We start from the raw sequence: 4,163 nt of genomic DNA on the forward strand, positions 1-4,163 counted from the left end.
GGCCAGAATGTTGGCCGCACGCTTGGTGCCGGCGAGCAGGTTCTTACCGTCCTCCGTATCGAGGAAGGAGCCCAGCGCCTCGACCCTGCGCACGATCTGCAGGAGATCGTCGTTCGGCGATTGGCCAATCTCCCCCCTTGTGGGGGAGATGCCCGGCAGGGCAGAGGGGGGCGCTTCGCGCTGAGAGGTCGGCGGGATAGCGCCCCCCTCTGTCGGCTTCGCCGACATCTCCCCCTCTAGGGGGGAGATGGGGCGCGAACCTGCCGCCAACACCGCATCGATGAGATCATGCCGTGCGCCCTGGTCACGGAGATAGACCTTCAGGCGGTCGTGGAAGAAGGAGAGGAGGTCGGAAGCCGTCCCGACAATGGATATCAGCGCCAGTCGAATATTATTCTCGACCAATATTCTAACAACCCCGAGCGCGGCCCGCCGCAACGCATAAGGGTCCTTCGACCCTGTCGGCTTTTCGTCGATCGCCCAGAAGCCGACCAGTGTATCCAGCTTGTCGGCGAGCGCGACAGCGACCGACACCAGATCGCTCGGTACGCGATCGGACGGGCCCTGCGGCTTGTAGTGTTCCTCCGCTGCAGCGGCGACCGATGCATGCTCGCCCTGAAGCAGCGCATATTTGCGGCCCATTGCGCCCTGCAGTTCCGGAAACTCGCCGACGACTTCGGTGGTGAGATCGGCCTTGGCCAAGACGGCGGCACGACCTGCGAGCGCGATAATCTCCCCCCTCGAGGGGGAGATGTCGCCGAAGGCGACAGAGGGGGTCGGCACGACCGGATGCGACGCCCCATCGCGGTCAGAGGACGCCGGCGCTTCACGCGCGGCGACCCCCTCTGGCCTGCCGGCCATCTCCTCCTCAAGGGGGGAGATTGACTGCGCCACGATCGGCGCCAGTTCTTCCGCCAATCGCTTGATCCGCTCCACCCGTTCGCCCTGCGTGCCGAGCTTGGCGTGGAAAGTCACGCCGAGATGGTCGAGCCGGGCCATGCGCTGGTCGAGCGGCTTCTTGAGATCAAGCCCGAATTTTTCCGCCGATGCCTCGAGCTCAGCCAGGTCAGGCAAATCGCCCTGGTCGGTCGTCCAGAAATAAAGCGCGTCGGACAGGCGGGCGCGCACCACCTTGCCGTTGCCGTGGGCGATCTCCTTGCCGCCATCCTTCGCTTCGATATTGGCTGTGAGGATGAAGCGGCTGGAAAGCGCGTCGTCGACACCCTGCGGCCGCGTCACAAAGCACTTCTGGTTGGCGCGGATGGTCAGTCGGATCACTTCGGCTGGAATGGCCAGGAATGCCTCCTCGAACTCGCCCATCAGCACGACAGGCCATTCGACCAGCCCGGACACCTCCTCCAGCAGCCCTTCGTCCTCGACCAGATCAAGCCCGTTGGCGAAGGCTAGATTGCGGGCGTCGGCAAGGATGATCTCCTTGCGCCGATCAGCATCGAGCACGACCTTGGCCGCTTCCAGCTTGGAAACATAGTCGTCGAAGCGGCGCACCGTGATGGCGTCAGGCGCATGGAAGCGGTGGCCGTAGGTGGTGTTGCCGGAGCGGATGCCGTCGATCTCGAAATCGACCACGACAGGCTCCTCTGTCTCCGGGCCGAAGGTGCACAGGATCGATTGCAGCGGGCGCACCCAGCGCAGCGAGCCTGGCTTGGCCGAGGCCGGTCCCCAGCGCATCGATTTCGTCCACGGGAAATTGCGGATGATGCCCGGCACCAGTTCGGCGATGATCTCTTCCGCCGCCCTGCCCGGCCTCGAAATGTGGGCGACATAAAAATCGCCCTTCTTCGGATCGGAATGGACATGGGCCTCGGCGATCGAGGAAAGTCCGGCCTTGCGCAGGAACCCCTGGACCGCCTGTTCAGGCGCCGATGTCGAAGGCCCCTTGATCTCTTCGCTTATATCTTTCGAGCGCGCGGTGAGGCCCCTGATATCGAGCGTCAGCCGGCGTGGCGTCCAGTACTCGCGCGCCGCTTCATAGGTCAGCCCCGCCTCGACCAGGCCGTCGGTCAGCATCTTCCTGAGATCACCCGCCGCCTTGCGCTGCATGCGGGCAGGAATCTCTTCCGAGCGGAGTTCTAGAAGCAGGTCAGGCATGGATGGGGCTCACGCGGCAAAATGGTCCGGGCGGGGGCATAGCAACTCGGCTGGCCGCTGTCACCCTTTCCGCGCGGGGATCGCCGATTTGCGCCCGTTTCCAGAAATTTTGGCCGCCCTGTCGGGACAAGACCGCGCCACCCGTCCTTGGATCAAAGATTTCCATGAACCGAACGCAGCGCTGAAGCGACCCACGCTCAGGCAGGAAACTATTGGCTCAACGACCATGAAAACGGCATCCAGACTTCTGCAGATCCTCGCGCTCGGCGCCTGCTTCACGGCGCAGGCTCACGGTGCCTTCTCGATGCCGGGCGTTCGACAGGCATTGCGCACGATCGACGGTGCCGGCGGTCAGGCCGTACCGCCGATCAACGTTTCCCTCGAGATGATGAAGCGGGCCTGAAGCTCAGGCCGCCAAGCCACCCGCCTGCGTCTTCAAAAACGCTTCGCCGCAGGCCTTGGCCAGATTGCGCACCCGCAGGATGTAGCTCTGCCGCTCGGTGACCGAAATCACGCCGCGTGCGTCGAGCAGGTTGAAGACATGGCTGGCCTTGATGCACTGGTCGTAGGCCGGGAAAACCATGCGGTGCATCGGCAGATTGTCGTTCGATGCCGGCGCGCCGGCGTCGAGCAGCGCCTTGCACTCGGCCTCGGCGTCCTCGAAGTGGCGCAGAAGCATCGCCGTGTTGGCGTGTTCGAAGTTGTGGCGCGAATATTCCTGCTCGGCCTGCAGGAAGACATCGCCATAGGTGACCTTGTCGGCGCCTTCGCGGCCGTTGAAATTGAGGTCGTAGACATTGTCGACGCCCTGCACATACATGGCCAGCCGCTCCAGCCCGTAGGTGAGTTCGCCGGCCACCGGCGCGCATTCGATGCCGCAGACCTGCTGGAAGTAGGTGAACTGCGAGACTTCCATGCCGTCGCACCAGCATTCCCAGCCGAGACCCCAGGCGCCCAGCGTCGGGCTTTCCCAATCATCCTCGACGAAGCGGATGTCGTGCAGCAGCGGATCGACGCCGATCGCCGCCAGCGAGCCGAGATAGAGTTCCTGCAAATTGGGCGGGTTCGGCTTCAGGATCACCTGGTACTGGTAATAATGCTGCAGCCGGTTCGGGTTCTCGCCATAACGCCCGTCCTTGGGGCGGCGCGAGGGCTGGACATAGGCAGCGTTCCAGCGTTTTGGGCCGAGCGCGCGCAGCGTCGTTGCCGGATGAAAGGTGCCGGCGCCGACTTCCATGTCGTAGGGTTGCAGGATGACGCAGCCATAGGCCGCCCAATAGTTGTGCAAGGTCAGGATCAGCCCCTGGAACGAGCGGCTGGGATGCATATGGGCGGGGATTTCAATTGTCACGGATGGCCTCGACAGCACAGGCTAGCTTGCCGGCACGTCCTAGAGACCCAACAGCAAAGCGTCAAGCAAAGCACGCCGATGCGGTCACCCCGACATTATGGACAATGTTGAAAGCTTTGCAGGGGCTGGCCCATTGCCCATCTCTGGGGCCTGCGCTCTGTTCGCCTGTGCAGCAACGACAACAGGTTTCAGCCATGCCCAGCCCGATCGTCATCCGCCCTGTCACGCGACAGGATTTCGAGCAATGGCTGCCGCTGTGGGACGGCTACAATGCATTTTATGGCCGCTCGGGTGAAACGGCCCTGCCGGGTGAGATCACCCAGATGACATGGTCTCGTTTCTTCGATGCCTATGAGCCGGTCCACGCGCTGGTGGCCGAAGGCGAGGGACAGCTTCTCGGCCTCGTGCACTATCTCTTCCATCGCAGCACCACGGCGATCGCGCCGAATTGCTATCTGCAGGACCTTTTCACCACGCAGGCCTCGCGTGGCAAAGGCATCGGACGGGCGCTGATCGAGCGCGTTTACGAGCGCGCGCAGGCGGCCGGCTCAGGCCGGGTATACTGGCTGACGCATGAGACCAATCACACGGCGATGAAGCTTTACGACAAGGTCGCCGAACACTCCGGCTTCGTCGTCTATCGCAAGCTCTTCTGAGGCAGCCAGCCGAATCCGGTTCAAACGAAAACGGGACTCCGAAAAGA

The 4,163-nt window shown here is 63.2% G+C and carries 4 protein-coding genes; 2 read left to right on the plus strand and 2 right to left on the minus strand.

Features of this window, described 5'->3' with window-relative positions; translation table 11 throughout:
• The coding region (gene glyS, locus EN939_RS23345; RefSeq protein WP_127270000.1) for a glycine--tRNA ligase subunit beta at positions 1–2,109 on the minus strand (2,109 nt) is incomplete at its 3' end.
• Positions 2,110–2,197: 88 nt separating this feature from the next.
• Here glyS and EN939_RS23350 point away from each other — a divergent pair.
• Positions 2,198–2,512 (plus strand): hypothetical protein, encoded by a 315-nt coding sequence (locus tag EN939_RS23350; protein WP_127270002.1) that lies wholly within the window; start codon positions 2,198–2,200, stop codon positions 2,510–2,512.
• A gap of 3 nt (positions 2,513–2,515) precedes the next feature.
• Here EN939_RS23350 and EN939_RS23355 read toward each other — a convergent pair whose 3' ends face one another.
• Positions 2,516–3,436, minus strand: a complete 921-nt coding sequence (locus EN939_RS23355; protein ID WP_174800366.1) for a glycine--tRNA ligase subunit alpha — start codon at positions 3,434–3,436, stop codon at positions 2,516–2,518.
• A gap of 218 nt (positions 3,437–3,654) precedes the next feature.
• Between EN939_RS23355 and EN939_RS23360 the strand changes: the two genes are divergently transcribed.
• The gene (locus EN939_RS23360; protein WP_127270006.1) at positions 3,655–4,116 is read left to right on the plus strand and encodes a GNAT family N-acetyltransferase; all 462 of its coding nucleotides are present in this window, start codon (positions 3,655–3,657) and stop codon (positions 4,114–4,116) included.
• Positions 4,117–4,163 lie beyond the last annotated feature (47 nt).

Source organism: Mesorhizobium sp. M7A.F.Ca.CA.002.05.1.1 (genome assembly GCF_003998335.1).
GTDB lineage: Bacteria > Pseudomonadota > Alphaproteobacteria > Rhizobiales > Rhizobiaceae > Mesorhizobium.

Coding starts and splice junctions, on each gene's coding strand:
- EN939_RS23355 (WP_174800366.1), bottom strand. CDS start 3,436: ATGCATCCCAGCCGCTCGTTCCAGGGGCTGATCCTGACCTTGCACAAC.
- EN939_RS23360 (WP_127270006.1), top strand. CDS start 3,655: ATGCCCAGCCCGATCGTCATCCGCCCTGTCACGCGACAGGATTTCGAG.